Here is a 25289-nt window from a genome sequence, read left to right as displayed (position 1 = left end):
GCGACTCCAGTCACAGGGCGGGCAGATTATCGCAGGAATCGCTTTTTGGATGGGGAAAATGTTCTTAAAAGGTTAATCTCTGGTGAATTTATCCAGAAGAATGTGAATGTAATCGCATACATGTAAGAAAATTACGTAAGGGTTACATTGGGAAAACGATTCAGCTTGGGTGGCGTTTTTTACCCCTCACCCAAAGGGGTGAGGGTGTTCAAGTTCCCTCTCCCCGTTGGGGAGAGGGTTAGGGTGAGGGGAAAGAGGTTTAGTGAACCTGCGGGTCCGCTGGAGAGGCGTTATTGCGGATCTCCGCGATATCCATGGAATTGAACACGTAGTGCGTACCGCAGTAATCACAGTGCATATCGATCTCACCGTCTTCCGCCATGATGCTGTCGATCTCTTCATCCGGCAGCGTTTTCAGGGCGCCAGCACAACGCTCGCGAGAGCAGGTGCACTTAAATTCCACATCCTGCGGATCGTAAACCGTCACTTCTTCTTCGTGGTACAGACGCCACAGCACGTCGGTCGCCGACAGGGTGAACAGCTCTTCCGCTTTGATGGTTTCCGTCAGCGTTGCCAGATGCTCGAAATCATTGGTCTGCGCATCCTGCGCAGGCAGAACCTGAAGCAGCATACCACCGGCAGCAGGCTGACCATCCACTTCACCGGTGCGGATGAACAGGCGGGTTGGCAGCTGTTCGGAACGCATGAAGTAATCTTCCAGGCAGGCGGCAAGCGTGTCGCCTTCCAGACCGACAACGCCCTGATAGCGCTCACCCTCTTCAGGCGAGATCGTGATAACCAGGTAGCCATTTCCGACCAGCGTTTTCAGATCCGCATTTTCAGGGATATCGCCCTGAACGCGCGCCACGCCGCGCATCTGCTGCTGGTTATTGCCGTTGATCACCGCCAGCGACATCGGGCCATCACCCTGCAACTGAACGGTAATATCGCCAGCGAACTTCAGCGTGGCGGTCAGCAGGCTGGTGGCAACCAGCAGTTCGCCCAACAGGGTTTTCACCGGCAGCGGGTAGTTGTGGTTTTCCAGAATCTGTTTCCAGGTTTCGGATACGGTGACCAGCTCGCCGCGCACGGCGAATTGTTCAAACAGATAGCGGTGTAATTGGTCGTGTTGGGCCATTTTCATCTCTCGTGCAGGTGAGGGTTACTCGCTCTCACCGTGTTTAAATTTCATCAGATCGCGGCGCTCTTTTTTATCCGGTCGCCGGTCCGGGTGAGGCATGGTCAGCGCATTCATCTTGCGCGCCAGCGCGGTTTTCTCGCGCTTCTCTATGCTTTCGGCCGTCTCTTCATACAGCAAAACGGCTTCGGTTGCGGGCCGCCGCTGCTCGGTAATGGCTTTCACCACCACCGTTTTCTCATCGTTGCCCTGGCGAAGCGTTAGCGTGGCATTCAGTTCAACCAGCTTGCTCGGTTTGCTGCGCTGACCGTTGTAATGCACCTTTCCGCCATCAACCATTTCACGGGCAAGGGCGCGCGTTTTGTAAAAACGGGCGGCCCACAGCCATTTATCCAGTCTTACCCCATCAGAGGGTTTTTCTTTCATGGCGTCTCCTTCACGGTGAGTGAGGGGATCATCCGGCGATAGTCGTTCAGCCCCGGATGTCGCAGATAGCTTTTTTCAGCCAGGCCGGAATCCGGATTAGTCACGCCCAGACAATAGCGAATGCCAAAAGCGGCCGCAGAATCCAGAATCGGCTCGCTGTCGTCAATAAACAGCGTGCGTTCCGGCTGTAAACCGGTCTCTTCCACCACGGCATGCCACAACCGCTGATCCTCTTTCGGATAACCAAATGTGTGGGTGGAAAGCAATAAATCAAGGTGTGAAGCAAGACCGGTATGTTCCAGCTTCACGGCCAGATTATGGGGATGCGCATTCGTCAGCAAAATGCGGCGCTTACCGCAGGCTTTCAGCGCATCCAGGAACGGGACCGTATCGTCGCGCAGTACGGCGCGTGCGCCCTGGGCGGTGGTCATGGCACAAATATCCAAACCGAGTCGCTCGCTCCAGTAGTCAAGACAGTACCAGTTTAGCGTATGCTGCACCGCGCTATATTGCGAACGAATGAATTCCTGCGCTTCCGCCGGGGAGATCCCCTGCTGTTCACCGTATGTTTCCGGGACCAGCTTTTGCCAGAAATAGTTATCAAAGGCGAGATCAAGCAGCGTGCCGTCCATATCAAGCAGGACGGTATCGACCGCCTGCCAGTCGATATTAAGATGCATAAGGGGGAACTCCAGCCAGAAGAAACGTGCGCGACAGGGTAGCACAACTTGTCGCGCAGGGACGTTATCCGATCAGGCTCTCGGAAGAGGAGATCAGTTTCGGGTTCAGGCAATTTTCGTAGTAGGCCTGGATTTCTGCCAGCCGCGTGCGGGAACGCTGATAGCGGCGTACGGCCTGATAACCGTTCCAGACGATGCACGCCAGCATCGCAATCAGCAGCAGGGATGTCCCTATATAGCGCCACAGGCCAGCGCTATCCGGCATACGGTGCAGGCCAATATGACGCGTGCCGTTGGCGTCGGTAAAGAGGGTGGTGACGATCCCTTCCGCGCTGAATGGCGTCTGCATCAGCATCTGTGCCAGACGCTGGAATTCGCTCCACTGCTCCTGGGCAGGATAGTCATAGAGCGAAACCTGGGGATAAGGTTGATCCACCAGGTCGCTGCCTTCATCGCTGGCAATCACAAAACCGCCGGGCGCGGGGCTGTTAAGCGCCTGGGCGGCACGGGTGGTTTCACGCATCACGAAGGGGGCGGTAGAGGTCGCCACCAGGTTATCCAGCGACTCGGCGCTGACCGGACGCAGAAGCACGTTCACACCGTCCAGGCGTCCCGCTTCGGCGCGTTTCACCAGCGCGTCCCAGTCTTTGCTGTTGCCGAGGTTGACCAGCGCGTTCTTCAGCCGGATACAGTCATCCTGGGCGGAACAGAGATCCTCGGTTTTCAGGACGATTTCGCCAAAGTCATCCAGCAGCACCATGCCCGACTTCTGAATAGCCGAACGCAGGGCAGGGCTGACGCGAGAATCATCATCCGGTTTTGGATGGAGCTGGCGATTAATCGTCTGGGTGAGCGCAGTGGCCTTGTTGACCACATCCGATTCCGGCAGCGGCAGCGGAGAGGCGTCATTCCAGATGATCTGAGAGCAGTCGAACGGCGCGAACGGCGAGTTCTGGCGCGTGTTCCAGGCGCCCGGCGTGTGGATATTACACATCCCGGTGCCTTTGAGGCGCAACGTATCTCCCACTCGTACACCCGCTTCTTCGAGCTGCTGTACGCTGGTGGCTTCCACAGTTTGCGCCCCTTTGATCCACGACAGGGTAAATTTAATCGGCATATCCAGCGGCACGAAGAGCAGCAGCATGACGAAGATTAACGCGGCACCACCGGCAATCACCGCGCTGCGGAGCCAGTGCTGAAGCGGGAAGTTTTTCACTTCGTCGTGCAGGGATAAGTAGCGCCCCTGGCGTACAACGTGGCGGTCGAGATAGATATCAATATCCGTTTTGTGGCCAAGGTCCTGCGCAATCCACGGCTGCCAGTGGCGCGGATAGATAAGATCGATGATCCCGAGCGAGATATTGTTGATATGTTCCTGATCGTTCTCACCGAACAGTCCCCAGCGTTTTGGGGTTCCGCGCAGGCAGTGAATTTCGCGTAATGACGTTTTTGCCGGCGGAGCAAATATGCCCCATAGCCCGGCGGCCAGAAGCAGTACTGCGCCACCCGCGAGCCACGGAACAAACACGTCCGGCGTCAGCAGGCAGATGAAAAAGAGCAGGAACGAGGCGACAATCAACACAGCTTCGCGAATGCCATCCGGGCGGCTCAGGACGTACTCTTCATGCGTCTCCTGGCGGATGTTCAGCAGTTCGATCTGCTCAGTCTCTTCACCGCGAATAGAGGCCTGCGTTCCGCTTGCGCGTTCCAGCGCAAAGCGTGGCGCTTCCTGAACATATTCGCTCAGAGTATGACCATTGAGGGAGATAACCAGCGGCAGCGTATCGGTATGGATGAGCTCGACGCTGTTTTCGTCGTTAATATACTGCTCCCAGAAGGGAGGCAGGTGCACTTCAACAGAGTCGAGATAGTAACGCCACTTGTTGGGATCGTCGGTTGTAATACCGTAGCGGGTAATGGAGCGCGTTACGCACAGAACGGTGTCACTTTGGGCGTTCAGGTTGAGCGATACGGGGGCGGCGCTGGCGCCGGTAGGGCCAGGCGAAAGCCGGGATCGGTTCAGCGTGTCGAGATACTGCTCAACGGTGCTGCGTTCCTCTGGCGAAAGCTTGCGCGTGTTTGCCCCGGCAAACGCGTTCAAAAAGGGCAGCCGATAACGGCGATGTACGCGGCGCCTGAATACCCACACCGCAATCGACGCGCAGGCCAGCACAGCAGCGAGAAAAATCAAAATGGTGCTCATGCTTTCCCCATCTTACTTATCTTCTTACAGGTGTTGTCAGTCGCACCTTTTGTACAATGAATGAGATTCTGTGGTCGGCTATCGGCAAGTATGGAGTCTAACTTGAGCATGTTGACGCGCATCCCAGTGACCGGTAATGATAACAAAGCCTGTTCCGGCGCGATATCAGCAAATTCCTGGAAACATTTCAACCTCTTGACATTTGTTTTGAAATGAGAATCGCCTACAGTTACGTTGCATAAATGTAAATAAAGAGCAATTGACATTGCCGAAACCGTGCGGCGTATCGCACAATAAAGCCAGTTCACCCAGCAAAGACCCGTCAAGATGACCAAACCCTTACAAAAGCCCACCATTCTGAATGTTGAAACCGTCGCGAAATCGCGTCTGTTTAATGTCGAAAGCGTGGATCTGGAGTTCAGCAACGGTGTGCGTCGTGTTTATGAGCGTATGCGCCCCTCCTCGCGTGAAGCGGTGATGATTGTGCCCATCGTCGACGAGCACCTGATCCTCATTCGTGAATACGCCGTGGGCACAGAATCCTACGAACTGGGCTTCTCCAAAGGACTGATCGACCCGGGCGAAACGGTGTTTGAAGCGGCAAACCGGGAACTGAAAGAAGAGGTCGGTTTTGGCGCGAAAGAGCTGACGTTCCTGAAAAAGCTGAGCATGGCGCCGTCCTATTTCTCCAGCAAAATGAACATCGTTGTCGCGGAAGATCTCTATCCTGAATCGCTGGAAGGAGACGAGCCGGAACCGCTACCGCAGGTTCGCTGGCCGCTGGCTCATCTGATGGATTTGCTGGAAGATCCTGACTTTAACGAGGCGCGCAACGTGAGCGCACTGTTCCTGGTGCGGGAGTGGCTGAAGGGACAGGGACGTTTGTAGCGCCACCATTAAAAACGGCAACCGAAGGTTGCCGTTTTGCATTGACGTTGTAGGCCGGGTCAGGCGTAGTCGCCACCCGGCTTTTTTGTTGGCGTCAGAACAGCTCGTGCGTTTCGCCGTTATCAATCAATTCCGTACCCACCTCATGCACTGCCTGCGTGGTTGGCTGAGTGCCCTCGATGAAATACTCGGCACGGCTGTTACCGCCATTCGCGAGCTGTCCGGTACTGCGGTCGATATTCACCGTCACCACGCCCGGTGGAGGCGTTAGCGGCTGCTCTGGTACGCCCTCGAGAACGGCCTTCATGTATGCATCCCAGGCAGGTTGCGCACTCTTCGCGCCGCCTTCGTAACCGGAAATCTGATCTTTAATCGCGCCAGAGGCGGTCGTGCGCCCCAGATCGCGGCGGTGATCGTCAAAACCAATCCAGACGGAGGTGACAACCCCCGGGCCATAACCTGAGAACCAGGCATCTTTTGAACTGTTGGTTGTCCCGGTTTTGCCGCCGATGTCGTGGCGCTGCAAATCGCGGCCCGCTCGCCAGCCGGTGCCTTGCCAGCCCGGTTCACCAAAGATGTTGGTGTTCAGTGCGCTCTTAATCAGGAACGACAGCGGCGTGCTGATCACGTGCGGGGCATACTCCTGCGCGCCACTCTGGGCGACCAGCGCCTGATTGGCCTGTTCCAGCTGGGGCTGCGGCACCGCCAGATTCTGACGTTCCTGAGAGATCGCCACATCTTCCATATCCTTGTTTTCCAGGACATTGGATTTTGGCGTGTCGCCGTAAATCACCGGAATATCGCATTCAGGGCAGGCAATTTTCGGTTTCGCTTCAAACAGTACGCCGCCCTGATCGTTCTCGATTTTGCTGATGAAATACGGATCGACCAGGAAGCCGCCGTTCGCCATCACCGAATAGCCACGCGCAACCTGGAGCGGCGTAAAGGACGCGGAGCCGAGCGCCAGAGATTCAGTATGAACGATGTTTTGCGCCGGGAAGCCAAAGCGTTGCAGATACTCTGCCGCATAATCCACGCCCATCGCACGCATCGCGCGAACCATGACCACGTTCTTCGACTGGCCAAGGCCCTGGCGCAGACGGATAGGGCCAGCGTATTGCGCCGGAGAGTTCTTCGGCTGCCAGTCAGAGCCCGCACCGGCATCCCAGCGGGAAATTGGCACGTCGTTGAGAATGCTGGCGAGAGTCAGCCCCTTATCCATCGCCGCGGTATACAGGAATGGTTTGATGTTCGAACCAACCTGACGCAGCGCCTGGGTCGCGCGGTTAAATTTGCTCTGGTTGAAATCGAACCCGCCAACCAGCGCCATCACGGCGCCGTTCTGCGGATTGATGGAGACCAGCGCAGAGTTTACGTCCGGCACCTGCGCCAGCCACCAGGCATCACCGACCTGACGCACCCAGATTTGTTGTCCGGTTTGTACGACATCGGTCACTTTACGTGGCGTTGGCCCCTGAAGGGTGTCAGAACGGTATGGACGCGCCCAGCGGACACCCTCCATGCGCAGCGAAACGGATGTGCCATCGGCCATCATCGCCACTGCTTCCTGTGGATCGGCCTGGGTGACGACCGCCGGACGCAGCGGGCCATAGGTCGGCAGCGCTTTCAGGGAATCCGTGATTTTTTTACTGTCCCATGCGCCTTCACCCACTTTCCACAGCACGTTGGACGGGCCGCGATAGCCGTGACGCATATCGTAATCCATCACGTTATTACGCACCGCCTGCTGGGCAGCCTGCTGCACCTTGCGGGTCACGGTGGTATAGACGCGATAACCATCTTCATACGCTTTATCACCGTAGCGACTCACCATCTCCTGGCGAACCATTTCAGTGAGATACGGTGCAGAGAAAGCAATTTCCGGCGCATGGTAATTGGCGTCAATAACGTCGCTGCGCGCCTTATCGTACTCAGACTGGCTGATATAGCCTTCGCTCAACATACGCGACAGCACCACGTTACGGCGCGCGGTGGCGCGGTCCAGCGAGTAGAGCGGGTTAAACGTGGATGGCGCTTTTGGCAGGCCGGCAATAGTCGCCATTTCGCTCAGCGTGAGCTGATCGATCGGCTTACCAAAATAGACCTGAGCCGCAGCCCCTACGCCATAGGCGCGGTAGCCCAGATAGATCTTGTTGAGGTAAAGCTCAAGGATCTCGTCTTTGCTCAGCAGTTGCTCAATGCGGATCGCGAGGAACACCTCTTTGATCTTACGCATCAGCGTCTTTTCCGGGCTGAGGAAGAAGTTACGCGCCAGCTGCTGGGTAATGGTACTTGCCCCCTGAGAGGCATGACCGGAGAACAGCGCCACGCTTGCCGCACGGAAAATACCGACCGGATCGACACCGTGGTGCTCGTAAAAACGGCTGTCCTCGGTGGCGATAAAAGCCTTCACCATCACGGGTGGAATTTGATTTAAGGTCAGAGGGATACGACGTTTCTCGCCGTATTGCGCCATCAGTTCACCATCGGCGCTATAGACCTGCATAGGGATCTGAAGCCGCACATCACGAAGCGTGGCGACATCAGGGAGTTGCGGCTCGACATATTTGTACAAACCAATAATCGAGCCTGCTCCCAGCAGAATGCAACAGACTGCAAGGATCAATAAATACTTTACGAACTTCACCGGAGATTTCCCATTTGGTTTAGCCTGGGCAGTTTCTAAACAATCGCGCGGTAGTATAAAGGCAAGCCTGATTCATTGATATAGCCGTCACTCCGACGGGCGATAAGGAGATCGTGAAGCATGGCTTTTAAAACGTGGCAAACAGGCGTTCATATTCAACAGGATAAGGTGGTTGCGGTAGCGCTGACCAGAGAGCGGGCCGGCTGGCGTTTACGGCGCTGGTGGGCGGTACCGCTGTCGGACGGCGTTATCGGGGAAGGCAAAATACTTAAGCCAGAACAGCTGGTTAACGCATTACGTGGCTGGCGGAAAACATTGCCGCACTCGCATCGGGTATTTCTCTCATTTCCGGCGACGCGCGTTCTGCAACGCGCGTTGCCCCGTCCATCCGTTACCTTGCGTGACAGCGAACAGCTCACCTGGGTAGGCGCCGCATTAGCACGTGAGCTGGAGATGCCCGCCGATACGCTCTGCTTTGACTACGCGCAGGATACGTTCAGCAACACTTTTCAGGTTACCGCAGCGCAAAACAGAGAGGTCGATACCCTGTTGACGCTGGCGAACGCGCTGCGTTTGCGTCTGGCAGCAATCGCCCCGGATGCCGGCGCGCTGGCTAATCTTCTCTCTGCTGTTGCCCCCGCCCGGTGCGTCGCCTGGAGAGATCAACACCAGTGGCTATGGGCGATGCGTCACCAGTGGGGGCGGCGCTATACCACAGAAGCGGCGACGGTGAATGAACTGGCGGCGCTGCTTGCGCTTTCTCCTTCTGATATCGCCGTGTTTGATGCTGGCCGCGAACCCTGGGAAGCGGTGACGCTGTGCCAGCCGCCGCTGCCGGAATGCGGTGCTGATTACACCGTCGCCCTGGCGCTGGCCATGAGCGAGGCGCCGTAATGAGCATACCCAATCTTTTACCCTGGCGTCGGCAGCAACGTAATCAGCGCCTGCGTTTCTGGGGGCTGCTGTTTGCTGGCTCACTGCTGGTGATGCTGGCGGGAGGTATCAGCCTGCGGGCGACGCAGTCTCTCGCGTTACAGGCGTTGCAGAGCGAACTGGCGGGGACGCGTGCAGTGCAGAAGGTATTGAAAGCCCGTCAGCCGCAGTCAGCGGGGCAGAAAACCCCTTCGCCGCCGTCCGATCCGGCCTGGCAACCGGCGCTGGAGTCCCTTGCCAGCGCAATGCCCCGGCAGGCGTGGCTGACGGCGCTGCGTTATCAGCCACCCTCGCTGACCCTGACCGGCTATACCACCTCACTGCCAGCGCTCACCGCCATGACCGATGCCCTGAAAAGGGTGACGGGATTTAACCCCGGACCGGCAGGCGAAATGCAACAGGATAGCCAGGGGCGATGGATGTTCTCTTTTCAACTGCATAGCCGGAGGTAGCAGGTGGGTATCTGGTATCAACGCTGGACTGATGCACGTCCTTCCCGGCGCGTCCTTTGCTGGTTGATCGCGTCGGGGCTTGTTGCGTGGGCAATTTGGGGACTGCTGCTCAGGCCCGCAGCTCTGCGCTACACCGATATTCAGGCGCAGGCCATCAGTGCGAAGCGAATCAACGCCTCGCTGTGGCCAGAGGCCGGACGGCGAGTAGTGGTTAGGCAAGTGACGCCCTCGCAGCCCTTTTCTCCCCTGGCTTTTCAGCGTGAGGGCGCAAGGCTGGTGTACTGGAAGCCGCAGCAGCGTGGGGGAGAGCTGGCGCTGGATGCCTCCTGGGGCGCGGTCCCGGCGCTCTTTTCCCGGCTGGCGCTTGAGAACGCGCGGGTGAGGGCGTTTTCCATCACCCCACAGGGCAAACAGTTACGCCTCAGCCTGCAACTGGAGATCGGTCATGCGCAGTAAAGCCCGTTTGCTGATCCTGCTTTCTCCACTTTTCCTGACCGGGATGCGGGATCCCTTCTCTGTACCGGAAGAGCGTTGCGCAGCCGGGCAGCTCAGCCAGTGGCGGTATCAGGGGGTAGTCAGCGGCAGCAGGGATATCGGCCTTATGCAGGACGGGCAGAAACACTGGCACCGGGTAAAAACGCAGGTGCGGTTACCGACAGGCTGGCGGGTGAGCGCGATAGATAAACAACAACTGACCGTTGATGTCGGCGACATGTGCGAGCCGAAGCGATGGACATGGCAACGAGAAGGAACGAAAAAAAGTGAAGATAAGGATAGGGCTGTTACTGGCGGCACTCAGCCAGCCCCTGTGGGCCGCGACGCCAAAACCGGTCACCCTGCTGGTGGATGATGTCCCGGTGGTGCAGATATTACAGGCGCTGGTGGCGCAGGAGGATCGCAATCTGGTGGTGTCGCCGGATGTCAGCGGTTCGCTTTCGCTGAATTTAACGCGGGTGCCCTGGAGGCAGGCGCTTCAGACGGTAGTGAACAGCGCCGGGCTGGTATTGCGGGAAGAGGGCGGCATTTTTTATGTGCATACGGCGGCCTGGCAACGGGAGCAACAGACGCGTAAAGAGCAGGAGCGGGCCCAGCGTCTGCTTGACGCCCCGCTGCACTCTCACAGCATTCCGTTTGCTTATGCGGATGCAGCCGAATTGCAAAAAGCGGCAGAAAAGCTCTTAAGCCCGAAAGGCAGTCTCTCCGTCGACAAGCGCACCAACCGTTTCCTGGTCAGGGATAACCAGACGGTGGTGGATATGCTCCAGCGCTGGGCTGTGCAGATGGATCTGCCCGTCGAGCAGGTGGAACTGGCGGCGCAGATTGTGACCATCAGTGAAAAAAGCCTGCGTGAACTGGGGGTGAAATGGAACCTCGCTGACGCAACGGAGGCCGGTAAGGTGGGTCAGGTCACGACGCTGGGGGCGGACCTGTCGGTGGCCAGTGCAACCACCCACGCAGGGTTTAACATCGGGCGCATCAACGGCAGGATGCTGGATCTTGAGTTGTCGGCGCTTGAGCAAAAGCAGCAGGTGGATATCATCGCCAGCCCGCGGCTGCTGGCGTCGCACATGCAGCCGGCCAGCATCAAGCAGGGCAGCGAAATCCCGTATCAGGTTTCCAGCGGCGAAAGCGGGGCGATATCCGTTGAATTTAAAGAAGCGGTATTAGGCATGGAGGTCACGCCGGTGGTCCTGCCGGGTGGTCGCGTGCGCCTGAAACTGCATATCAGTGAAAATATGCCCGGCCAGGTGCTGCAACAGGCAGACGGCGAAACGCTGGCGATCGATAAGCAGGAGATCGAAACGCAGGTTGAGGTAAAAAGTGGGGAAACGCTCGCGCTGGGCGGGATCTTTTCGCAAAAGAATAAAACCGGACGCGACAGCGTGCCCGTGCTGGGCAACATTCCGTGGCTGGGTCAGCTGTTCCGCCATGACGGAAAAGATAATGAACGGCGCGAGTTAGTGGTGTTTATCACGCCACGTCTGGTCAGTATTCAGTAATGGGTAACGATCCCCGCAATGATTTTGCATTCAGTTTGTTGCAGATGTTTGACGTGGGGCATGAATTAGCATACAAGGAGTACCGATTTGAGTTGGACTTACGTCTTATTTCCTTATGCGCCGGGAACGGTGATTTAATCAGTTGCCAAACAAGCCGGAGTATTGAGATAATTTTTCGTCTGACTCTCGCTCTATTGCAAATGAGGTTTCAGTTCATGTCCTGCTACGCCGGGTGTCTGCGCAGCGGGGATTACCATTAACGAATAGTCTTAGTAGTACCGAAAAAATGGCAGAGAAACGCAATATCTTTCTGGTTGGGCCTATGGGTGCCGGCAAAAGCACTATTGGGCGTCAGTTAGCTCAACAACTCAATATGGAATTTTACGATTCTGATCAAGAGATTGAGAAACGAACCGGAGCGGATGTGGGCTGGGTCTTCGACGTAGAAGGCGAAGAAGGTTTCCGTGACCGAGAAGAAAAAGTGATCAACGAACTCACGGAAAAACAGGGCATTGTGCTGGCAACTGGCGGCGGCTCTGTAAAATCTCGCGAAACCCGCAACCGTCTCTCCGCCCGTGGCGTAGTGGTCTATCTTGAGACGACCATCGAAAAACAGCTGGCACGCACGCAGCGTGATAAAAAGCGCCCGTTGTTGCAGGTTGAAACACCGCCACGTGAAGTTCTGGAAGCTTTGGCCGATGAACGCAATCCTCTGTACGAAGAGATTGCTGATGTGACCATTCGTACTGACGATCAAAGCGCTAAAGTGGTTGCAAACCAGATTATTCATATGCTGGAAAGCAACTGATTCTGGCTTTATATACACTCGCCTGCGGGTAAAAGCATTTAAGGTGGATGTCGCGTCATGGAGAGGATTACAGTTACTCTCGGGGAACGTAGTTACCCTATCACCATCGCGGCTGGTTTGTTTAACGACCCAGCTTCCTTCTTACCACTGAAAGCGGGTGATCAGGCGATGCTGGTCACCAACGAGACGCTGGCTCCGCTTTATCTCGACCGTGTACGTCTCCTGCTTGAGCAGGCGGGCGTGAAGGTCGACAGTGTGATTCTGCCCGATGGCGAGCAGTACAAAAGCCTGACGGTACTGGATACCGTCTTTACCGCACTTCTGCAAAAACCGCATGGTCGTGATACAACACTGCTTGCCCTGGGCGGCGGCGTTGTGGGCGATCTGACCGGTTTTGCAGCCGCCAGCTATCAGCGCGGCGTGCGCTTTATTCAAATTCCAACCACGTTGCTCTCACAGGTCGATTCTTCTGTGGGCGGTAAAACGGCGGTTAACCATCCGCTCGGCAAAAACATGATTGGCGCGTTCTACCAGCCTGCCTCGGTGGTAGTGGATCTCGACTGTCTGAAAACCTTGCCAGCGCGCGAACTGGCGTCCGGCCTTGCAGAAGTGATCAAATACGGCATTATTCTTGACGGGGAATTCTTCACCTGGCTGGAAGAGAATATGGATGCGCTGCTGCGCCTTGACGGGCAGGCAATGGCCTACTGTATTCGCCGTTGTTGTGAGCTGAAAGCAGAAGTCGTTGCCGCAGATGAGCGTGAAACCGGCTTACGTGCTTTACTGAATCTGGGGCATACGTTTGGTCATGCGATCGAAGCCGAAATGGGCTACGGTAACTGGCTTCACGGTGAAGCTGTCGCTGCCGGAATGGTTATGGCGGCGCGAGCCTCTGAACGTCTGGGGCAGTTCAGGCCGGAAGAGACAGCACGTATCATCGCGTTGCTTAAACGTGCTGGCTTGCCGGTGAGTGGTCCGCAGGAAATGTCTGCGCAGGCGTACCTTCCCCACATGATGCGCGATAAAAAAGTATTGGCAGGTGAGATGCGTCTGGTACTCCCGCTTGCAATAGGGAAAAGTGAAGTGCGCGGCGGAGTGCCGCACGAAGTCGTACTTGGCGCTATTGCTGATTGTCAGCAGGCGTAACAACTAGAAAGGTCAGACCGCTGTAACAGGTGGTCGTTTTAGCTTCAGGTAAATGCAGAGTCGTTGGCAGAAGCCTTTGAGTGGGGTGTTAAATGGATGAATTCAAACCAGAAGACGAGCTGAAACCCGATCCCAGCGATCGTCGTACTGGTCGTTCTCGTCAATCTTCAGAACGTGATAACGAGCCGCAGATCAATTTTGACGATGTCGAACTGGATGCAGACGATCGTCGCCCTTCGCGTAGCCGTAACGCGCGAAATGAGCGAGAAGACGAGGAGTATGAATCCGAAGAAGAGTTAATGGATGAACAGCCTGTTGAACGTCGTCCGCGCAAACGTAAAAAAGCGGTAGCGGCAAAACCGGCCTCCCGTCAGTACATCATGATGGGCCTTGGCGTTCTGGTGCTGGTCTTGCTGATTGTCGGCATTGGGTCCGCGCTAAAAGCACCTTCTACCAATTCTACCGAGCAGACGGCGTCTGCCGAGAAGAGCATTGACCTGTCTGGTAACGATGCGAGCAACCAGGCGAATGGCGCTCAGCCTGCGCCGGGCACCACTTCCGCAGAGCAGACCGCAGGTAACACCAGCGCTGGCCAGGATATCTCTCTGCCGCCTGTCTCTGCGACCCCGACTCAGGGCCAGGCGCCTGCGACGCCTGAAGGTCAGCAGCGTGTTGAAGTTCAGGGCGATCTGAACAATGCGCTGATGCAGCCGCAGAATCAGGAGCAGGTTAACACTGCCGTGGTGAACTCCACGCTGCCAACTGAACCAGCCACCGTTGCGCCAGTTCATGGCAGCAATGCCCAGCAGCAAACGGCGACAACGGAAACCAAACCGCGCCAGACGCAGACTGCGCCACGCCAGGAGCGTAAGCAGGCTGTGATTGAGCCGAAGCGTGAGACGAAACCGCAAACCGTGGCAAAAGCGCCAGAAACGAAAGCGCCAGCGCAGACAAAACCTGCGGTGAGCCAGCCGGTTAAAGCGCCAACGCCTGCGGCAACCACTGCACCGAAAGCAACGGCGACCACAGCCGCGCCTGCGGCAACAACGCCTGCTGCAACAACCCCTGCGGCTCCCGCAGCCAAAACAGGCGCTGCATCAGGTAAAACGACGGGCAACGTGGGTTCTTTGCAGTCGGCCTCTTCCAGCAATTACACCCTTCAGCTGAGCAGTTCGTCTAACTATGACAACCTCAACGCCTGGGCGAAGAAATCGAATCTGAAAAACTACGTGGTTTATCAGACGACCCGTAACGGTCAACCGTGGTATGTGCTGGTGAGTGGTATTTATGCTTCCAAAGATGAAGCAAAACGTGCCGTTTCCACGCTGCCAGCCGACGTGCAGGCGAAAAACCCGTGGGCGAAGCCGATTCATCAGGTGCAGGCCGATCTGAAGTAATGTTTAAAGCGCAGGATGCTGTCGGAGCTTTCTCCACAGCCGGAGAAGGTGTAATCAGTTAGTCAGCATGAAAAAAAATCGCGCTTTTCTGAAATGGGCAGGGGGGAAATACCCCCTGCTCGACGATATTAAAAAGCACCTGCCGAAAGGCGAGTGTCTTATCGAGCCCTTCGTGGGTGCTGGATCGGTGTTCCTGAATACCGATTTTTCTCGTTATATCCTGGCGGATATCAACAGCGACCTTATCAGCCTCTATAACATCGTCAAACTGCGTACCGATGAGTATGTGGAAGAGGCGCGGAAGCTGTTTACTCCAGAGAACAACAACCCGGACGTCTACTATCAGTTCCGCGCTGAGTTTAATCAAAGCCAGGATCCGTTCCGTCGCGCGCTGTTGTTTCTTTATCTCAATCGCCATGGCTACAACGGCCTGTGCCGGTATAATCTGCGCGGTGAATTTAACGTGCCGTTTGGTCGCTACAAGCGCCCTTACTTCCCGCAGGATGAGTTGTACCACTTTGCTGAAAAAGCGCAGAATGCCGAGTTCTACTGTCTCTCCTATGAGGAGTGCATGGAGCTGGCTGGCGTAAACTCGGTCGTCTACTGCGACCCGCCTTACGCCCCGCTCTCTGCGACGGCGAATTTTACCGCTTATCACACCAACAGCTTCAGCCCTGCCGAGCAGGCGCGTCTGGCGGAGATGGCGGAAAAGCTGGTCAGCAAAAGAATTCCGGTGTTAATTTCGAATCACGATACCCCTGATACGCGCGAATGGTACAAAGCCGCGAAGCATTTTCAGGTCAAGGTGCGGCGTAGCATTAGCAGCAACGGCGGCACACGTAAAAAGGTGGACGAACTTCTGGCGCTTTATCGACCCTGAGCCTTTGCCCGCCGGTAAACACATTTCAAGGAGATGCGGATGAAACAGTTTTTGATTGCCCCCTCAATTCTGTCGGCCGATTTTGCCCGCCTGGGTGAAGACACTGCCAAAGCTCTCGCGGCTGGCGCGGATGTCGTCCATTTCGACGTTATGGATAACCACTACGTTCCCAACCTGACCATCGGTCCGATGGTGCTTAAAGCACTGCGTAACTACGGGATCACCGCGCCCATTGACGTGCATCTGATGGTGAAACCGGTTGACCGCATCGTGCCTGATTTCGCCGCGGCGGGTGCCAGCATCATCACTTTCCACCCGGAAGCCTCCGAACATGTTGACCGCACGCTACAGCTGATCAAAGAGAACGGCTGTAAGGCGGGACTGGTCTTTAACCCGGCGACCCCGCTGAGCTATCTCGACTACGTGATGGACAAGCTGGACGTGATCCTGCTGATGTCCGTCAACCCGGGCTTTGGTGGTCAGTCATTTATCCCTCAGACCCTCGACAAACTGCGTGAAGTGCGCCGCCGTATTGATGAGTCTGGCTATGATATTCGTCTGGAAGTGGACGGCGGCGTGAAGGTCAATAACATCGGTGAGATTGCGGCGGCAGGAGCGGATATGTTCGTCGCAGGCTCCGCCATCTTCGATCAACCGGATTACAAAAAAGTCATTGATGAAATGCGCCGTGAACTGGCGAAGGTAAGTCATGGATAAATTGCAGGCTATTCGGGGTGTAGCATTTGACCTCGACGGCACGCTGGTCGACAGCGCGCCAGGATTAACCAGCGCCGTCGATCAGGCGCTGTATGCCCTTGAACTGCCCGTTGCAGGCGAAGAGCGCGTGGTGACGTGGATTGGTAACGGTGCAGACGTGCTGATGGAGCGCGCGCTGACCTGGGCTCGTCAGGAGCGTGCCTCTCAGCGTTCCGCGCAAGGTAAACCGAGTGTTGACCACGCGGATATTCCCCAGGATGAGCAGCAGCGTATTCTGCGCAAACTGTTCGACCGTTTCTACGAAGAGACCGTCGAAGAGGGCAGCTTCCTGTTCCCGGATGTCGCTGAAACGCTGAGCGCGCTACATGCCAAAGGCATCCCGCTGGGACTGGTGACTAACAAGCCGACACCGTTCGTTGCGCCTCTGCTGGAAGCGCTGGATATCGCGAAATACTTCTCCGTAATTGTGGGCGGCGATGACGTGCAGAATAAAAAGCCGCATCCGGAACCGCTATTGCTGGTGGCAGGAAAATTATCCTTAGCGCCTGCGGAGCTGCTCTTTGTCGGGGATTCCCGCAATGATATTCTGGCTGCCAGAGCGGCAGGTTGCCCGTCGGTTGGGTTGACCTACGGCTACAACTACGGTGAAGCCATTACGCTGAGTGAGCCGGACGTTGTGTTCGACCACTTCAAAGATTTGTTGCCCGCACTCGGGCTCTCGCACAGTGAACATCAGGAATTGAATAATGACTAAGCCCATCGTTTTTAGTGGCGCACAGCCTTCAGGTGAACTGACCATTGGTAACTACATGGGTGCGTTACGTCAGTGGGTGAGCATGCAGGATGACTACCACTGCATTTACTGCATCGTGGATTTGCATGCTATCACCGCGCGTCAGGATCCCGAGAAGCTGCGCAAAGCAACACTTGATACGCTGGCGCTGTACCTGGCGTGCGGTATCGATCCAGAGAAGAGCACCATTTTCGTTCAGTCTCACGTGCCAGAGCACGCGCAGCTGGGCTGGGCGCTGAACTGCTACACCTATTTCGGCGAGCTGAGCCGCATGACCCAGTTCAAGGATAAGTCTGCCCGCTACTCTGAAAACATCAACGCCGGTCTGTTTGACTATCCGGTGCTGATGGCGGCCGACATTCTGCTGTACCAGACCAACCAGGTGCCGGTGGGTGAAGACCAGAAGCAGCACCTGGAGCTGAGCCGCGATATTGCCCAGCGCTTCAATGCGCTTTACGGTGACGTGTTCAAAGTGCCTGAGCCGTTTATTCCGAAATCCGGTGCGCGCGTGATGTCGCTGCTGGAGCCGACCAAAAAGATGTCCAAGTCTGACGATAACCGCAACAACGTTATCGGCCTGCTGGAAGATCCGAAATCAGTGGTGAAAAAGCTCAAGCGTGCGGTGACCGACTCCGACGAGCCGCCAGTGGTGCGCTACGACGTGCAGAACAAAGCGGGCGTATCTAACCTGCTGGACATTCTCTCCGGTGTGACCGGACAGAGCATCCCTGAGCTGGAAAAACACTTTGAAGGCAAGATGTACGGCCACCTGAAAGGCGAAGTGGCAGACGCCGTTTCCGGCATGCTGACCGACTTGCAGGAGCGCTATCACCGTTACCGTAACGACGAAGCTTTCCTGCAAAAAGTGATGGAAGAGGGCGCGGAAAAAGCCAGCGCGCGCGCCTCCGAAACCCTGAAAGCGGTGTACGACGCGATTGGGTTTGTGGCGAAACCTTAAGCCGCTTTGCCGGGTGGCGCTTACGCTTACCCGGCCTACGGGACCGTGCAGGTCGGGTAAGGCGGAGCCGCCACCCGACAAAACTGACGAAACAAAAAAACCGGGACATCCCCGGTTTTTTTACGCCTGAAAAACGCTTACTGCTGTGCCGCCGGGCCGCAACCGCCGATGATCTTCGAAATGGAGATCGCCGGGTGAAGCAGGTAATCGTAGCTGCAATTATTTTTAGTATTTTGAACGTGACCGGTGCAGGCCGTCAGAGTTGATAACAGGCCGACCAGAACGGCAGCTTTTGCCAGTTTGAACATACGCATTCCTTGTCAATAAATCGAAAATTGGATGTAACACGAGGGAATAAATGGAAAAGTTCCATTATGCGGGCGGTATGTTATCGACTGAGGTAAGAAGGGAGTAGTCCGCTTAAAGACTACTCCCGGGAGAGATTATGCGTTAGTGGCTGGAGAACCAGTTCAGTTTTTCGCGCAGGGCTACCACGCGACCCACCACGATCAGCGCCGGGCTTTCAACCTGCTGCGCCAGCTCGCCCAACTGCGTCAGCACGCCATCGACCACGCGCTGCGTAATGGCGGTGCCGTTTTCCACCAGTGCGACCGGCATATCTGCTTCCATGCCGTGCTCCAGCAGTTTCGCCTGGATCGTGGCTGCCTGATTTAGCCCCATATAGAACACCAGCGTCTGCTTTTCAGCGGCCAGATTATGCCAGTCCAGTTCGCTGCCGGTTTTCAGGTGGCCCGTCACCAGGCGCACGCTCTGGGCATAGTCGCGATGGGTTAACGGAATGCCGGAATAGGCAGAACAGCCGGACGCCGCCGTAATGCCCGGCACCACGGAGAACGGAATACCCGCGTTGCACAGGGTTTCCAGCTCTTCGCCGCCACGACCAAAGATAAACGGATCGCCACCCTTCAGGCGCACCACGCGCTTACCTTTTTGCGCTTCCCGCAGCAGGGTCTGATTGATCTCCTCCTGCGGCACGCAGTGATAACCTGCCCGTTTGCCGACGAACACGCGGTCAGCATCGCGGCGCACCAGATTCATGATGTCATCAGAGACCAGACGGTCATACACCACGATGTCCGCCTGCTGGATCTGCTGGAGACCCTTCAGCGTCAGCAGGCCCGCATCGCCGGGACCTGCGCCCACCAGCACCACTTCACCGCGATGGTCCAGCGGCTCGCTCAGGAGCTGTTCGGTCGTCTCTTCAACGGCTTTGGTGTCCTGATTGGCAAGGGACTGCGCCAGCCTGTCGTTGACAAAGAACTTCTCCCAGAAGCGACGGCGTTCGCCCACGGTTGCGAAGGTTTGCTTCACGCGGGAGCGCAGCTCTCCGGCGTATTGGGCAATCTGACCAAGATGCTGCGGCAGCACGGCTTCCAGTTTTTCCCGCAGCAGACGGGCAAGAACGGGCGAGCGCCCGCCGGACGACACCGCAATCATCAGCGGTGAACGGTCAATAATCGACGGCATGATAAAGCTCGCCTCTTTCGGCGCATCCACCACGTTACAGAAGATGCGGCGCGCTTCGCAGGCGTCGCTGACGCGCTGGTTAACATCATCGTTATCCGTTGCGGCGATGGTCAGCCAGCAGGTATCCAGCAGGGATTCATCAAATTCGCCCTGCACTTGGGTGAGCATCCCTTCCTGCGCCCAGACGTCAAACTGTGGGGCAAAGGTGAGGGCGTTGACGGTCAGCCGGGCGCCCGCCTCTAACAGCAGGCGTGCCTTGCGTTCAGCCACATCGCCGCCGCCCACGAGCAGGCAGTCGCGGTTGCGTAATTGACAAAAAATCGGCAGGTGATCCACGACGTTACCTCACAGCATTCATGGCGGGGGAAGAATTGACGTCAGGATAACAGCAGGAATCGTACAGAACATACGGTTTTTCCTGCCGTTACCCATAAGGGGTCATAAGCCTTTCCTATTGAAAAGGCGAGAGGTTACGCTTTCAGCTGCACCTCGCCGTCCTTCACGCGGACGTCGTAGTGTTTGACCGAGAAGCTTTCATCTTCCATGCAGAGTCCGTCGGTTAAGCGGAAGCGCTGCTTTTTCAGCGGGCTGGCAACCCACAGCTCGCCCTGGTGCTCCGCAATCAGACCGCGGGAGAGCACGCTGGCCTCGAAGAACGGGTCGATATTGCTGATGGCATAGACCTGTTCATCGTGGCGAGGGCGGAAAATCGCCACCTGCTCGTTGCCCAGCAGGGCACAGACGCCGGTTGCTGGCAGAATGTCGTTAATATTGCAGATGTTTACCCACTGGCTCATGCGTTTTCCTCCACCAGCATCACCGGAATACGTTCATACGGGGTCGCTGGACGATGCTGTTCGCGCTCCGGCACCACCTGCACGTTCGGGTCGCGCTGGGTGCTGTTGATAAAGTGTTTGAAGCGCGTCTGCGCCGCCGGGGTGTTGACGGTTTCGGTCCACTCGCAGATCACCGCCTCGCGCAGGCGAGCCATCTCGGATTCCAGCTGTTCGTTCAGACCCAGCTTGTCATCAATGATGACCGACTTCAGGTAGTCGATACCGCCTTCCAGGTTATCGAGCCAGGACGCGGTACGGGTCAGCTTATCGGCGGTACGAATGTAGAACATCATGAAGCGGTCGAGGTATTTGATCAGCGTATCGCGATCGAGATCGGCGGCCAGCAGATCCGCGTGGCGAGGTTTCATCCCGCCGTTACCGCACACGTACAGGTTCCAGCCTTTCTCCGTGGCAATGATACCCACGTCTTTCCCCTGTGCTTCCGCACATTCACGGGTACACCCTGAGACGCCGAACTTCATTTTGTGCGGCGTACGGATGCCTTTGTAGCGGTTTTCCAGCTCTACGCCGAAGCCCACGCTGTCGCCCACGCCGTAGCGGCACCAGGTGCTGCCCACGCAGGTTTTCGCCATGCGCAGCGCCTTGGCGTACGCGTGACCGGTTTCAAAGCCCGCTTCAATCAGCTGACGCCAGATTTCCGGCAGATCATCTTTCTGCGCACCGAACAGGCCGATACGCTGGGAGCCGGTGATTTTGGTGTACAGGTTAAACTCACGGGCGATACGACCCACGGCGACCAGCCCTTCCGGGGTGATTTCCCCTCCGGCAGAACGCGGATCACCGAGTAAGTCCCGTCTTTCTGAATATTCGCCAGGAAGTTATCGTTGGTGTCCTGAAGCGGAGTGTGTTCTGGTTTGAGCACATATTCGTTCCAGCAGGACGCCAGCAGGGAACCGACGGTTGGCTTACATACTTCACAGCCATAGCCCTGGCCGTGTTTCTCCAGCAGTTCGTCGAAGGACTTAATGCCTTCCACGCGGATCAGGTGATACAGCTCCTGGCGAGAGTAAGCGAAGTGCTCGCACAGGTTGTTGTTCACTTCAATGCCCTGTTTTGCCAGCTCGGCGTTCAGCACCTGAGTGACCAGAGGAATACATCCGCCGCAGCCAGTACCGGCTTTGGTTTCCGCTTTCAGCGCCGCAACGGTGTGGCAGCCTTTGTTGATGGCGGAGATCAGCATGCCTTTGGTGACGTCGAAGCAGGAACAGATTTGCGCGCTGTCCGGCAGTTTATCCACGCCGATGGACGGCTTACCGCTGGAGGCGTGTGCCGGGAGGATCAGCGCATCTGGGTTTTCCGGCAGCTCAATGGCGTTCAGCACCAGCTGGAGCAGGTTACCGAAGTCGCTGGTATCGCCCACCAGCACCGCCCCGAGCAGGGTTTTGTTGTCCTGGCTGACGATGAGGCGTTTGTAGACCTCTTTGCTTTCGTCCAGATAAACATAGCTGCGGGAGTTCGGGGTGCGGCCATGCGCATCGCCAATACCGCCCACGTCCACGCCCAGCAGTTTCAGCTTGGCGCTCATGTCTGCGCCGGTGAAGGCGTTTTCGTTGCCGAGGATATGGTCAACGGCGACCTGCGCCATTTTGTACCCTGGTGCAACCAGACCGTATACGCGGTTATTCCAGCTGGCGCATTCGCCGATGGCGTAGATATCCGGATCGGAGGTCTGGCAGGTATCGTTGATCATGATCCCGCCGCGCTGCGCAACGGCCAGACCGCACTGGGTGGCCAGCTTGTCGCGCGGGCGAATACCGGTGGAGAAGACGATGAAATCCACTTCCAGCTCGCTGCCGTCGGCAAAGCGCATGGTTTTACGCGCTTCGGTGCCTTCCTGCACGATCTCTTTGGTGTTCTTGCTGGTGTGAACCTTCACGCCCATGCTTTCGATTTTACGGCGTAGCTGGTCGCCACCCATATGGTCCAGCTGTTCCGCCATCAGCATCGGGGCAAATTCGATGACGTGGGTTTCAACGCCGAGGTTTTTCAGTGCGCCTGCCGCTTCCAGACCCAGCAGACCACCGCCGACAACCGCGCCGCGTTTGCTTCGACGTGCGCAGGATTCAATGGCGTTGAGGTCTTCAATGGTACGGTAAACGAAGCAATCCTGGGTTTCCGACCCTTTAATAGGCGGGATCCACGGATACGAGCCCGTCGCCATGATCAGCTTATCGTAAAAAACCGTACGTCCGGCGCTGGAGTGGATCACTTTCTCCTGACGGTTGATGGTGATAGCGCGTTCGCCCACCAGCACTTTTACGCCATGCTTCTCGTAGAACCCTTCACGCACCAGAGAGAGCTCTTCGGCGGTATGGTGAGAGAAGTAGGAAGACAAGTGCACACGGTCGTACGCCTTGCGGGGTTCTTCACAGAACACGGTAATATCGAACTGCTCAGCATCGGCTTTATCGAGAAGATCCTCAATAAAGCGGTGGCCGACCATGCCGTTACCGATGATAGCGAGTCTGACTTTGCTCATTTTTGCCTCGATTTCTTTTCTATTACTGCCTACCTTAACGATTCAGCAGGGGCACTTATTGATGCAAATCAAATACGCCTTCACCTACCCCTTAGTGGGTATATCTATGATTTGTCAGGATTTTTATAAGTGACGGATATTGTTTGATTTTTGTGCTTGCTCGTTTTTTGCACAAATGTAGTGGGGGTTTTTACCCATCGGCGGGCAGGGCGGGTGAGCAGGGAAAACCCCTTTGCAGTACGCAAAGGGGTTACGGCGATTAGTGGGTAGCTGTTGCCGGGTTGTGTTGACGGTGACGGGTCACAAAGCCCAGCACGAAGCACATGATGAACACCACGGCGTACAGACCGTTAGCGGTATGCAGCGCCGCCAGCGGGCCGCTGTGCGCAACAATCGGGCCCGTGACCACGAAGGTCAGCATGGTGCCGATGGTGCCGCAGGTCAGCACGAAGTTCACCAGCTTCGGTGAGGCCACTTTGGTCTGAAGAGAACCAAGGGTGATGATCGAGGTGTAAATCGCACTGGAGAAGAAGCCCAGGGTCAGGATGAACCACGGCATATGCTCCGGGGAACCGTTGATGAACAGATACATCAGCACGGTTGCCAGACCCGCCAGAACGGTCAGGATCCGTTGCAGGTCGAAGAAGCGCAGGATAAAGCTAAACGCCCACATGCCGAACATGTAAGACATCCAGAAATCGCTCACCAGTTTACCCGCATCGTTCAGGCTCATGCCCAGACCTTTCGCGTATTCAGGAACCCAGGAGATAAAGCCCAGCTGACCGAGGATGTAACACAGCGCGGCGATGGAGAGGAACAGTACGCCGATACCCCATTTTTCTTTCGCAACCGGCTCGGACGTAGTCTGCGCTTTTTTGCCCAGCACCGGGAACTCGCAGCCGAAGGTGAGAACAAAGATCGCGACATAAACCAGACCAATGCAGGCGTACACCCAGTACCACTCAATGCTGCGCGCCAGAAGATACGCGGCGACCATCGGGAAAATCATCCCGGCCATGCTGAAGAAGGAGTCGGTGAACAGCAGACGCGCGCCGCGCTGGCGGCCTTCATACATATGCGTAATCAGGAATGTACCGATCGACATGGTGATCCCGCTCACCAGACCCAGCACGAACATGGCGGCAGAGAAGAGGGCGATGCTGTGGCTCAGCATCAGGCCCGCCACGGCGGCAACCATCAGCACGAAGCCGAAACGCAGCTGCGTTTTCAGCGGCACGATTTCCATCAGCCAGGCATTAAGGAAAATAGAGATCAGGATCCCCGCGTTCAGGAAGGTGAAGGTATTACTCATGCTGGAAACGGGCAGCTGGAAGTAGTCTGCGATATTTCCCATCACCATCCCGGTGACGATCACCAACGCGCCGGTCAGGGCGTAAGAGAAGAAGCTGATCCATGTGAGCTTGATGCGATTGCTGTTAGTCATGTCTGGCCTGTTAAAAGTAAAGAAAAACGCAATGACTGCGTTTGAGCGGGCAGATTTTAGTCGCGAAAGTGATCTAATTAAATCTTTTCAGAAAATTTTGAGCACAATTGCAGTTTTTAACGTGATGCAGATCACATTACGTTGCGGGGTGAACAATCGTTTGCGCGGTAATAATTGTTTCAATTTGGTAAAATTAGGTAAAAGACTGGTCTGGGTTCATACTGCTCTTTAGAATCAAGCCATTCGCTTTTTATACTGCGCTTTGTTAAGGAATTCTCATGCTCAAATCAACACTGGCGGCTGTCGCAGCTGTGTTTGCTCTTTCTGCCGTTTCCCCTGCTGCGCTGGCAGCCAAAGGAGACCCCCACGTCCTGCTGACTACCTCTGCGGGGAATATTGAGCTGGAGCTGGATAGCCAGAAAGCCCCTGTTTCGGTGAAAAACTTCCTCGACTACGTGAACAGTGGTTTTTATAACAACACCACGTTCCACCGCGTGATCCCGGGCTTTATGATTCAGGGTGGCGGTTTTAACGAGCAGATGCAGCAGAAACAGCCCAACCCGCCCATCAAAAATGAAGCAGACAACGGCCTGCTGAACAAGCGCGGCACCATCTCCATGGCGCGTACGGCGGACAAAGACAGCGCCACCAGCCAGTTCTTCCTCAACGTGGCTGATAACGCCTTCCTGGACCACGGTCAGCGCGACTTTGGCTACGCGGTGTTTGGCAAAGTGGTGAAAGGCATGGACGTTGCGGATAAGATCTCTCAGGTTCAGACTCACGATGTCGGTCCATACCAGAATGTGCCGTCTAAGCCAGTCGTCATTCTCTCCGCGAAAGTGCTGCCATAATCGTTCCCCCACACGGGCACATCTTGCCCGTGTCTTTCCACCCTCCCTGCGAAAGCGCGTTTTGCTGCTTATACTTGTGGCAAACGGACTATTCAGGGAGGCGT

General features: G+C 56.3%; 23 protein-coding genes and 1 pseudogene. 14 read left to right on the top strand and 10 right to left on the bottom strand.

Annotated features, from left to right (window positions below):
- Window positions 1-259: 259 nt before the first annotated feature.
- The 4 genes from hslO to O1721_RS01925 all read right to left on the bottom strand — a co-directional run bounded on the left by hslO (window position 260) and on the right by O1721_RS01925 (window position 4447).
- Window positions 260-1138 (bottom strand): Hsp33 family molecular chaperone HslO, encoded by an 879-nt coding sequence (hslO, locus tag O1721_RS01940; RefSeq protein WP_023304550.1) that lies wholly within the window; start codon window positions 1136-1138, stop codon window positions 260-262.
- Between the two features lie 24 nt (window positions 1139-1162).
- Window positions 1163-1564, bottom strand: a complete 402-nt coding sequence (gene hslR, locus O1721_RS01935) for a ribosome-associated heat shock protein Hsp15 (protein WP_003861618.1) — start codon at window positions 1562-1564, stop codon at window positions 1163-1165.
- Entirely contained in the window at window positions 1561-2244 is a 684-nt protein-coding gene (gene yrfG / locus O1721_RS01930; RefSeq protein ID WP_000550486.1) for a GMP/IMP nucleotidase, read from the bottom strand. The genes hslR and yrfG overlap by 4 nt, the downstream gene beginning before the upstream one ends.
- Before the next feature lie 64 nt (window positions 2245-2308).
- Window positions 2309-4447 carry an intracellular growth attenuator family protein gene (locus O1721_RS01925; RefSeq protein WP_017384151.1) on the bottom strand — a complete coding sequence of 713 codons (2139 nt, stop codon included), beginning with the start codon at window positions 4445-4447 and terminating at the stop codon, window positions 2309-2311.
- Between the two features lie 327 nt (window positions 4448-4774).
- On the opposite strand from O1721_RS01925, the gene nudE reads away from it, so the two are divergent.
- A complete protein-coding gene (gene nudE / locus O1721_RS01920) occupies window positions 4775-5335 on the top strand; it encodes an ADP compounds hydrolase NudE (RefSeq protein WP_003861622.1) in 561 nt (186 codons plus the stop codon).
- A 94-nt stretch (window positions 5336-5429) separates the two neighbouring features.
- Here the strand turns inward: nudE and mrcA are convergent, their stop codons facing one another.
- On the bottom strand, window positions 5430-7982 hold the full coding sequence (gene mrcA / locus O1721_RS01915; protein ID WP_017693864.1) for a peptidoglycan glycosyltransferase/peptidoglycan DD-transpeptidase MrcA: 2553 nt from the start codon (window positions 7980-7982) through the stop codon (window positions 5430-5432).
- A gap of 120 nt (window positions 7983-8102) precedes the next feature.
- Here mrcA and O1721_RS01910 point away from each other — a divergent pair, with 120 nt between their 5' ends.
- From O1721_RS01910 to trpS, 12 genes are all read left to right on the top strand, one after another.
- The gene (locus O1721_RS01910) at window positions 8103-8876 is read left to right on the top strand and encodes a type IV pilus biogenesis protein PilM (protein ID WP_032649724.1); all 774 of its coding nucleotides are present in this window, start codon (window positions 8103-8105) and stop codon (window positions 8874-8876) included.
- The gene (locus tag O1721_RS01905; protein WP_032649723.1) at window positions 8876-9367 is read left to right on the top strand and encodes a PilN domain-containing protein; all 492 of its coding nucleotides are present in this window, start codon (window positions 8876-8878) and stop codon (window positions 9365-9367) included. Before O1721_RS01910 ends, O1721_RS01905 begins: the two co-directional genes overlap by 1 nt.
- Before the next feature lie 63 nt (window positions 9368-9430).
- Window positions 9431-9823 (top strand): HofO family protein, encoded by a 393-nt coding sequence (locus O1721_RS01900; protein WP_223862175.1) that lies wholly within the window; start codon window positions 9431-9433, stop codon window positions 9821-9823.
- Window positions 9813-10217 (top strand): HofP DNA utilization family protein, encoded by a 405-nt coding sequence (locus O1721_RS01895; protein ID WP_032649719.1) that lies wholly within the window; start codon window positions 9813-9815, stop codon window positions 10215-10217. The genes O1721_RS01900 and O1721_RS01895 overlap by 11 nt, the downstream gene beginning before the upstream one ends.
- A complete protein-coding gene (gene hofQ, locus O1721_RS01890; RefSeq protein ID WP_032649718.1) occupies window positions 10129-11367 on the top strand; it encodes a DNA uptake porin HofQ in 1239 nt (412 codons plus the stop codon). Before O1721_RS01895 ends, hofQ begins: the two co-directional genes overlap by 89 nt.
- Window positions 11368-11653: 286 nt before the next feature.
- On the top strand, window positions 11654-12175 hold the full coding sequence (aroK, locus tag O1721_RS01885) for a shikimate kinase AroK (protein ID WP_003861630.1): 522 nt from the start codon (window positions 11654-11656) through the stop codon (window positions 12173-12175).
- A 57-nt stretch (window positions 12176-12232) separates the two neighbouring features.
- The gene (gene aroB / locus O1721_RS01880; protein WP_032649716.1) at window positions 12233-13321 is read left to right on the top strand and encodes a 3-dehydroquinate synthase; all 1089 of its coding nucleotides are present in this window, start codon (window positions 12233-12235) and stop codon (window positions 13319-13321) included.
- Window positions 13322-13413: 92 nt separating this feature from the next.
- Window positions 13414-14718: a cell division protein DamX gene (gene damX / locus O1721_RS01875; RefSeq protein WP_032649714.1), complete on the top strand. Its 1305-nt coding sequence runs from the start codon at window positions 13414-13416 to the stop codon at window positions 14716-14718.
- 67 nt (window positions 14719-14785) lie between these two features.
- A complete protein-coding gene (dam, locus tag O1721_RS01870) occupies window positions 14786-15598 on the top strand; it encodes an adenine-specific DNA-methyltransferase (RefSeq protein WP_003861633.1) in 813 nt (270 codons plus the stop codon).
- 39 nt (window positions 15599-15637) lie between these two features.
- Window positions 15638-16315 carry a ribulose-phosphate 3-epimerase gene (rpe, locus tag O1721_RS01865; protein ID WP_003861634.1) on the top strand — a complete coding sequence of 226 codons (678 nt, stop codon included), beginning with the start codon at window positions 15638-15640 and terminating at the stop codon, window positions 16313-16315.
- Window positions 16308-17069, top strand: a complete 762-nt coding sequence (gene gph, locus O1721_RS01860) for a phosphoglycolate phosphatase (RefSeq protein ID WP_023323824.1) — start codon at window positions 16308-16310, stop codon at window positions 17067-17069. Before rpe ends, gph begins: the two co-directional genes overlap by 8 nt.
- Window positions 17062-18066: a tryptophan--tRNA ligase gene (trpS, locus tag O1721_RS01855; RefSeq protein WP_032649712.1), complete on the top strand. Its 1005-nt coding sequence runs from the start codon at window positions 17062-17064 to the stop codon at window positions 18064-18066. Before gph ends, trpS begins: the two co-directional genes overlap by 8 nt.
- 137 nt (window positions 18067-18203) lie before the next feature.
- Here trpS and O1721_RS01850 read toward each other — a convergent pair whose 3' ends face one another.
- The 5 genes and pseudogenes from O1721_RS01850 to tsgA all read right to left on the bottom strand — a co-directional run bounded on the left by O1721_RS01850 (window position 18204) and on the right by tsgA (window position 24334).
- Window positions 18204-18374 carry a YhfL family protein gene (locus O1721_RS01850; RefSeq protein WP_008503029.1) on the bottom strand — a complete coding sequence of 57 codons (171 nt, stop codon included), beginning with the start codon at window positions 18372-18374 and terminating at the stop codon, window positions 18204-18206.
- A gap of 142 nt (window positions 18375-18516) precedes the next feature.
- Window positions 18517-19890: a siroheme synthase CysG gene (gene cysG / locus O1721_RS01845; protein ID WP_017384159.1), complete on the bottom strand. Its 1374-nt coding sequence runs from the start codon at window positions 19888-19890 to the stop codon at window positions 18517-18519.
- A gap of 134 nt (window positions 19891-20024) precedes the next feature.
- Window positions 20025-20351 (bottom strand): nitrite reductase small subunit NirD, encoded by a 327-nt coding sequence (gene nirD, locus O1721_RS01840; RefSeq protein WP_015571429.1) that lies wholly within the window; start codon window positions 20349-20351, stop codon window positions 20025-20027.
- Window positions 20348-22890 (bottom strand): annotated as a pseudogene (gene nirB, locus O1721_RS01835) (nitrite reductase large subunit NirB). Before nirB ends, nirD begins: the two are co-directional and overlap by 4 nt.
- A 259-nt stretch (window positions 22891-23149) precedes the next feature.
- Window positions 23150-24334 (bottom strand): MFS transporter TsgA, encoded by a 1185-nt coding sequence (tsgA, locus tag O1721_RS01830; protein WP_015571426.1) that lies wholly within the window; start codon window positions 24332-24334, stop codon window positions 23150-23152.
- A 278-nt stretch (window positions 24335-24612) separates the two neighbouring features.
- Here tsgA and ppiA point away from each other — a divergent pair, with 278 nt between their 5' ends.
- The gene (ppiA, locus tag O1721_RS01825; RefSeq protein ID WP_000920483.1) at window positions 24613-25185 is read left to right on the top strand and encodes a peptidylprolyl isomerase A; all 573 of its coding nucleotides are present in this window, start codon (window positions 24613-24615) and stop codon (window positions 25183-25185) included.
- Window positions 25186-25289: the final 104 nt, after the last annotated feature.

Source organism: Enterobacter cloacae complex sp. HYC033_NIDB (assembly GCF_056673335.1).
Note: the sequence above shows the minus strand (reverse complement) of the source record. Positions and strands in the feature narration are given on the sequence as shown.

Bases quoted from the DNA above. Each gene is read 5' to 3' on its own strand.
- O1721_RS01895 (WP_032649719.1), top strand. From the start codon at position 9,813: ATGCGCAGTAAAGCCCGTTTGCTGATCCTGCTTTCTCCACTTTTCCTG.
- O1721_RS01925 (WP_017384151.1), bottom strand. From the start codon at position 4,447: ATGAGCACCATTTTGATTTTTCTCGCTGCTGTGCTGGCCTGCGCGTCG.
- nudE (WP_003861622.1), top strand. From the start codon at position 4,775: ATGACCAAACCCTTACAAAAGCCCACCATTCTGAATGTTGAAACCGTC.
- O1721_RS01850 (WP_008503029.1), bottom strand. From the start codon at position 18,374: ATGTTCAAACTGGCAAAAGCTGCCGTTCTGGTCGGCCTGTTATCAACT.
- aroB (WP_032649716.1), top strand. From the start codon at position 12,233: ATGGAGAGGATTACAGTTACTCTCGGGGAACGTAGTTACCCTATCACC.
- damX (WP_032649714.1), top strand. From the start codon at position 13,414: ATGGATGAATTCAAACCAGAAGACGAGCTGAAACCCGATCCCAGCGAT.
- trpS (WP_032649712.1), top strand. From the start codon at position 17,062: ATGACTAAGCCCATCGTTTTTAGTGGCGCACAGCCTTCAGGTGAACTG.
- gph (WP_023323824.1), top strand. From the start codon at position 16,308: ATGGATAAATTGCAGGCTATTCGGGGTGTAGCATTTGACCTCGACGGC.
- tsgA (WP_015571426.1), bottom strand. From the start codon at position 24,334: ATGACTAACAGCAATCGCATCAAGCTCACATGGATCAGCTTCTTCTCT.
- dam (WP_003861633.1), top strand. From the start codon at position 14,786: ATGAAAAAAAATCGCGCTTTTCTGAAATGGGCAGGGGGGAAATACCCC.
- rpe (WP_003861634.1), top strand. From the start codon at position 15,638: ATGAAACAGTTTTTGATTGCCCCCTCAATTCTGTCGGCCGATTTTGCC.
- O1721_RS01905 (WP_032649723.1), top strand. From the start codon at position 8,876: ATGAGCATACCCAATCTTTTACCCTGGCGTCGGCAGCAACGTAATCAG.
- ppiA (WP_000920483.1), top strand. From the start codon at position 24,613: ATGCTCAAATCAACACTGGCGGCTGTCGCAGCTGTGTTTGCTCTTTCT.
- hslO (WP_023304550.1), bottom strand. From the start codon at position 1,138: ATGGCCCAACACGACCAATTACACCGCTATCTGTTTGAACAATTCGCC.
- nirD (WP_015571429.1), bottom strand. From the start codon at position 20,351: ATGAGCCAGTGGGTAAACATCTGCAATATTAACGACATTCTGCCAGCA.
- O1721_RS01910 (WP_032649724.1), top strand. From the start codon at position 8,103: ATGGCTTTTAAAACGTGGCAAACAGGCGTTCATATTCAACAGGATAAG.
- hslR (WP_003861618.1), bottom strand. From the start codon at position 1,564: ATGAAAGAAAAACCCTCTGATGGGGTAAGACTGGATAAATGGCTGTGG.
- yrfG (WP_000550486.1), bottom strand. From the start codon at position 2,244: ATGCATCTTAATATCGACTGGCAGGCGGTCGATACCGTCCTGCTTGAT.
- aroK (WP_003861630.1), top strand. From the start codon at position 11,654: ATGGCAGAGAAACGCAATATCTTTCTGGTTGGGCCTATGGGTGCCGGC.